Source organism: Flavobacterium sp. (assembly GCF_046153165.1).
GTDB lineage: Bacteria > Bacteroidota > Bacteroidia > Flavobacteriales > Flavobacteriaceae > Flavobacterium.
The window spans coordinates 1-5,924 of record NZ_JBJXEN010000061.1 but is presented as its reverse complement, the minus strand read 5'-3'; the positions used below and the strand labels follow the sequence as shown (position 1 = coordinate 5,924).

The window sequence follows — 5,924 nt, the reverse complement described above, 5'->3', positions numbered from 1 at the left end:
CCTGTTCCCGCTACTAAGCAAGCCATTCTGAAAAGAGTGGCTTTTTTTAAATATTATTATTAAACATTGGTATGAAAAGAGTTATCGAATACAGAAAGTTACTTGAAGTTGACAAAAATGTAACTTTGAAAGAATTAAAAACCATTTACAGAAACAGTATGAAAGATTCTCATCCTGATAAGTTTATAAATGATGAAGCTGGAAAACTAGCTGCCGAAGAAAAAAGTAAACATATCATTGGGGCTTACCACTTTTTAGTAAGTATATCAGCAGAAACTGTCGAAAAAAACCTTCCTGAATATACAGATACTATTACTAATTCTAATATTCATGATTTTCATTTAGAAAAACAAACTTTGCATATTAAATATTTTAACGGAATGGAATACGAATATATTGGAGTTCCTAGAAATATCTACGTTAAAATGGTAAATGCTGAATCACCAAATCGTTTTGCAAAACGTCATATTTACGGAAATTTTATTTACAGAAAATCCGGCGAAGCTGCTGAAGATTAATTAAATACAAAAAATAACTAAAAAGACTTTCCTAAACGAAAGTCTTTTTAGTTATTATATTTTTTTTATATTTGGGTAACAAACCTTAAAAACAAAAATATGGAAATTAATTTTTTAGCATTACTACTTGCAGCATTATCGACACTTGTTGTTGGGTTTATCTGGTATAATCCAAAAGTTTTTGGAACAATCTGGATGAGAGAAACTGGTATAAATCCAGAAGAAGGTGAAAAACCAAATATGGCTTTAATATTTGGAGTTTCTATTTTATACGCTTTTTTCATCTCTTTTATTTTACAATTTGTAACGATTCATCAATTTGGAGCTTTAGGAATGATTGGAGGAGACATTACAACTGCAAAACCTTCTTATACAGCATTCATGGCTGATTATGGAGATGCTTTTAGAACATTCAAACATGGTGCTTTACACGGAACTATGACTGGGTTATTTTTAGCTCTTCCTGTTATTGGGACAAATGCACTTTATGAAAAAAGAAGTTTCAAATACACTCTTGTAACTGGCGGATTCTGGATTGTGTGCTTCGCTATTATGGGTGGAATAATTTGTGCCATGAAATAATTTTAACATTTTTTTATATACCAATCGCTCTACATTTGTGGAGCGATTTTTATTATTATTTTGGATTCCAATTCTTTTAAAATTTACTCTTCGACTGCCGAACTCCCAGAAACTTGGGATCGTGTTGCTGTAAACAATGCTTTCCTGCAAACTCCTTACCTAAAAGTATTAGAGGATTCGGCCCCAACCAACATGGAGTGTTTTTATATCGGAATTTTCGAAAACACAGAACTCATTGGTGTTGCATTAGCACAATATTTAGATTTGAACAAGTTAGAATCATTTGGAGAAAGAGATAAGTGTATCAAAAAAGCGATTAGAAATTTTGTTTTCAAAAATTTTGCTTCACATACTTTATTTCTAGGAAACAACATGATTACTGGGCAAAATGGATATGCTTTTAGTAAAGAAATGAATTTTGAATGCATTAGCAAATTGCTAATAGAATGTTCGGAAGCGATTGTTGCTTATTTCAAAAAGAAGAAAATTACGATTCATATTGTTTCGTTTAAAGATTTTTACCAAGAATGTGCTGTCGAATTGAAAAAAAATGATTTTTCGACCGTTTATGAGTTTAATGCGCAACCCAATATGATTTTCGAACTCCACCCAGATTGGAAAACAAATGAAGATTATGTGGCTTCTTTTTCTAAAAAATATCGAGATCAGTACAAACGTGCCAGAAAAAAATGTGAAGAAATAGAAGTAAAAGAATTAAGTTTAGAAGACATACAACTTCGGGAGAAAAGAATATATGAGTTGTATCATTATGTGGCACAAAACGCGCCTTTTAACACGTTTTTCTTAGCCGAAAATCATTTCTCTACTTTCAAAAAACAGCTTAAAGAAGAATTGCGTTTTTGTGGTTATTTTCTTGATGGAAAATTAGTTGGATTTCACACGCTTCTTTTGAATGGAGAGGTGTTAGAAACTTATTTTTTAGGTTATGATGAGCATATTCAAAAAGAAAAAATGTTGTATTTGAATATGTTGTACAATATGACAAAATACGGAATTGAAAATCAGTTCAAAAAAATTATTTTTGGTAGAACTGCTCTCGAAATAAAAAGTTCAATTGGAGCACAACCCATTTTTATGTCTGGTTTTATTTACCATACAAACAAATACGTTAACAAATATATTGGTTTTATTTTCAAGAATTTAGAGCCTGAATTGATTTGGCAACAACGACATCCGTTTAAATAATTACCTTTTTAAATTAAGAATTCTGTTCTTAATTTAGTGGTCCTTTCTAGCCCAGATTGCAGTGAAAAGCTTTTTGAAATCTCGTTACATTTTTTCTTGTAAAAAAAGAGCGACGGTAGAAGCTCCTTTTTTTGCTTAGAAAAAAGTAAAGGAGATGAAAAAACTTGTAACGGAAAGCTGGATTGGCTACAAAGAATCAATCTCGCCTTGCACGACTTCCCAATCTTCTAATAATTTATCTAAATCAGACTTTTTCTTGTTGTAGGCAATAAAAAACTTAGCGTCTTCGATATGCTTGTCATAGTTAGAAGCTAGTGCTTTGTCGTCTTGCTGAATGTCTTTTTCGAGATCTTTTATCTGACTTTCTATTTTGCTCAAACGATTTTGCAGTGATTTATTTTTCTTTTGGTCTTCATATGATGCTTTTGCATTTGTTGTAGGAGCCTCTTTCTTTTCGATGTCTTTTTTCTCGACCTCACGCATATTTTCTAGGTTACGCTGCTCTAAGAAATAATTAATATCTCCTAAATATTCTTTTATTTTCTGGTCTTTAAACTCGTAAACCAAGTTTGACATTCCTTGTAGGAAATCCCTATCGTGGGAAACTAGAAGCAGGGTTCCTTCGAACTTCTGTAAAGCAGCTTTTAGAACATTTTTAGATTTGATATCTAAGTGATTTGTTGGCTCATCCATCAATAAAACATTGATAGGTTGCAATAGCAATTTGCACAACGCCAAACGGTTTCTTTCGCCTCCAGAAAGTACTTTTACCTTTTTCTCAACATCATCACCTCTAAATAGAAATGAACCTAACATATCTCGTACTTTACTACGATTACTATCGGTTGCGGCGTCTTCCATGGTGCGCAACAAGGTAATTTCACCATCAAGATATTCGGCTTGATTTTGAGCAAAATAACCAACTTGTACATTATGTCCTAATTTGATTGATCCTTCGTATTCAAACTCATTTACAATGGCTTTGATAAAAGTGGATTTCCCTTGTCCGTTTTGCCCAACGAACGCAATTTTACTACCTCTTTCTACGAGCAAGTTAATATCTTTTAGAATCGTTTTGTCTCCGTAAGCTTTTGTGACATTTTCGGCTTCAACGACTACTTTTCCTGGCACTTTAGATACTGGAAATGAAATATTCATGACCGAATTATCATCTTCATCGACTTCTATTCGTTCTACTTTATCTAATTTTTTAATCAATGATTGCGCCATAGAAGCTTTGGAAGCTTTGGCACGGAATTTTTCGATTAGTTTTTCAGTCTCTTCAATTTTTTTGGCTTGATTTTTTTGTGTTGCCAATTGCTTTTCACGAATTTCATGACGCAATTCTAAATATTCAGAATATGGTTTGTTGAAATCGTATGCTTTACCTAATGAAATTTCGATAGTTCGATTGGTCACATTATCCAAAAACATTTTATCGTGCGATACAATAACGACAACGCCAGGATAATTACGCAAGAAACTTTCTAACCAAATGATACTTTCTATATCCAAGTGATTGGTTGGCTCATCGAGAAGCAAAATATCATTTGCCTGAAGCAATAACTTAGCTAATTCGATACGCATACGCCATCCACCAGAGAATGTTTCTGTTAGATTATCGAAAACTTCTCTCTTAAAACCTAATCCTAAAAGGATTTTCTCTGTATCTCCAACATAGTTATAACCACCTAACAAATCGAAACGATGTGTTAAGTCAGACAAATCTTCGATAATAAGTGAATATTCTTCACTTTCATAATCGGTTCTGGTTACTAATTGATGATTTACTTCTTCGAGTCTCTTTTCAACTGCTTTTATTTCAATAAATGCTTGATAAGCTTCCTCCAAAACGGTTCTTCCTTCCTCAAAATCAATATCTTGACGCAAAAATCCTATTTGAACTTCTTTTGCTGTAGAAATACTCCCAGAATCTGGTTTGAAATCTCCAGCTAATATTTTTAACATGGTAGATTTTCCTGCACCGTTCTTTCCGACAAGTCCAACTCTATCGCCAGCGCCCATTCTAAAAGTTACTTCTTCGAATAAATATGTTCCTCCAAAGGAAACCGACAAATTGTGTATGTTAAGCATTATAAATAAATTATTTATTGTTTAAAGTTTCAGGTTTTGAAACCTTAAAACAGATACGAAAATCGTAAATTTGCTTCACCAAAAAAATGGTAAATTAAATTTTTTGCAAATGTTAAAAAAAGGATCCAAATTATATAGTATTTTAACAGGAACTTGTCCTAAATGTCATGAAGAAAGTATGTATATCATAAAAAATAGCTATATTTTGAGTAAAGTTTTTGATATGCATGAAAAATGTAGTCATTGTGAAACAAAATACAAAATAGAACCTTCCTTCTTTTTTGGCGCAATGTTCGTCAGTTATGGAGTTAGTGTGCTCATTGGAATCATTGCTTTTTTAGTTTCTCACTTTATATTTAAAACAAATTTAAAAACTTCATTTGTTTCCATTGTAATTTCTCTAATTGCATTAATGCCAATTATCATGAGAATTTCTAGAAATATATGGATTAATATTTTTATCCACTATGATAAAAATATTAAAATCAAATTGTAGTAAAAAAAGATTCTGTAATAATAATTAATCAATTACTAAGCTTTGTGACTAATGTTACAAAGAGTCATTTAGAAAACTATACCTTTGTTAAAAAATCACACCATGTTTGGCAAAGGATCAAAATTAAATAGCATTTTTACAGGAAGCTGCCCAAAATGTCATGAAGAGAGTATGTATTTAGATAAAAATCCATATCATTTATCTAGTATTTTTAAAATGCATGAAACTTGTAGTCACTGTCAAACTCGCTACAAAATAGAACCTTCTTTTTTCTTTGGTGCAATGTATGTAAGTTATGGACTTGGAATAGCTTTTAGTGTTGCGGCCTTTATAATAAGCCACGTATTTCTAGGCTATAATTTAAAAATAGCTTTTATCTCTATTGGAGGAACATTAGTTTTATTTATGCCTTTAATCATGCGTTTATCAAGAAATATATGGATTAATATTTTTATCCATTATGATAAAGATTGGAAAGAAAAAATTTAGTTTTTTATAATAGAAAACCTATCTCTTCAAAGCAAAATGTCCTTTTACAATTCTCCCATCACCTAGTTCTATCGAGTACCAATAATCTGTTGCGGGTAGTGCTTGATTATTGAAAGTTCCATTCCAACCTTGGCTGGTTGGTGTAATTTGCTTGATTAATTTACCAAAACGGTCAAAAATATAAATAATGGTTTTAGCATTTAAACTATTATTTGCTCCTTTAATATTCCAGTAATCATTATATTCATCGCCGTTTGGGGTAAAATAATCTGGAATTCCTAAAACAGCAACTTCTCTGGGTACAACGCCACAACCATTTAAATCTTTGATGTAAACCGTGTGAATTCCTGCACTTACGTTGTCAAATACATTTTCGTTTTGGTACAAACCATTTATATCATCAAGCGCATAAACATAATTCCCTGCACCAGTAACATAAACCGTTATACTATTTGGTGTGGTTAAATCTACTACGTTTACCGATGTAATAGTAGCTTTATCGGAAGCAGTAACAGTAATCGTTCTTGTTTTAGGACAAT

Annotated in this window: 7 protein-coding genes; 5 read left to right on the top strand and 2 right to left on the bottom strand. The window is 31.7% G+C overall.

What is annotated here, in order from left to right; all coding sequences use genetic code 11:
- Positions 1–71 precede the first annotated feature (71 nt).
- The 3 genes from ACKVOV_RS07035 to ACKVOV_RS07025 all read left to right on the top strand — a co-directional run bounded on the left by ACKVOV_RS07035 (position 72) and on the right by ACKVOV_RS07025 (position 2,306).
- Positions 72–518, top strand: a complete 447-nt coding sequence (locus ACKVOV_RS07035) for a KTSC domain-containing protein (protein ID WP_409206053.1) — start codon at positions 72–74, stop codon at positions 516–518.
- A 99-nt stretch (positions 519–617) separates the two neighbouring features.
- Entirely contained in the window at positions 618–1,100 is a 483-nt protein-coding gene (locus tag ACKVOV_RS07030) for a DUF1761 domain-containing protein (RefSeq protein ID WP_409206052.1), read from the top strand.
- Positions 1,101–1,160: 60 nt separating this feature from the next.
- Entirely contained in the window at positions 1,161–2,306 is a 1,146-nt protein-coding gene (locus ACKVOV_RS07025; RefSeq protein ID WP_409206051.1) for a GNAT family N-acetyltransferase, read from the top strand.
- A gap of 186 nt (positions 2,307–2,492) precedes the next feature.
- Here the strand turns inward: ACKVOV_RS07025 and ACKVOV_RS07020 are convergent, their stop codons facing one another.
- Positions 2,493–4,400 (bottom strand): ABC-F family ATP-binding cassette domain-containing protein, encoded by a 1,908-nt coding sequence (locus tag ACKVOV_RS07020; RefSeq protein WP_409206050.1) that lies wholly within the window; start codon positions 4,398–4,400, stop codon positions 2,493–2,495.
- A gap of 109 nt (positions 4,401–4,509) precedes the next feature.
- On the opposite strand from ACKVOV_RS07020, the gene ACKVOV_RS07015 reads away from it, so the two are divergent.
- Complete coding sequence (locus ACKVOV_RS07015; RefSeq protein ID WP_409206049.1) at positions 4,510–4,896, top strand: DUF983 domain-containing protein; 387 nt, start codon at positions 4,510–4,512, stop codon at positions 4,894–4,896.
- 102 nt (positions 4,897–4,998) lie between these two features.
- Complete coding sequence (locus tag ACKVOV_RS07010; RefSeq protein ID WP_409206048.1) at positions 4,999–5,385, top strand: DUF983 domain-containing protein; 387 nt, start codon at positions 4,999–5,001, stop codon at positions 5,383–5,385.
- A gap of 18 nt (positions 5,386–5,403) precedes the next feature.
- Here ACKVOV_RS07010 and ACKVOV_RS07005 read toward each other — a convergent pair.
- A partial coding sequence (locus tag ACKVOV_RS07005; RefSeq protein ID WP_409206047.1) for a T9SS type B sorting domain-containing protein occupies positions 5,404–5,924 on the bottom strand: 521 nt, incomplete at its 5' end.

Bases quoted from the DNA above. Each gene is read 5' to 3' on its own strand.
- ACKVOV_RS07035 (WP_409206053.1), top strand. From the start codon at position 72: ATGAAAAGAGTTATCGAATACAGAAAGTTACTTGAAGTTGACAAAAAT.
- ACKVOV_RS07030 (WP_409206052.1), top strand. From the start codon at position 618: ATGGAAATTAATTTTTTAGCATTACTACTTGCAGCATTATCGACACTT.
- ACKVOV_RS07020 (WP_409206050.1), bottom strand. From the start codon at position 4,400: ATGCTTAACATACACAATTTGTCGGTTTCCTTTGGAGGAACATATTTA.
- ACKVOV_RS07015 (WP_409206049.1), top strand. From the start codon at position 4,510: ATGTTAAAAAAAGGATCCAAATTATATAGTATTTTAACAGGAACTTGT.
- ACKVOV_RS07010 (WP_409206048.1), top strand. From the start codon at position 4,999: ATGTTTGGCAAAGGATCAAAATTAAATAGCATTTTTACAGGAAGCTGC.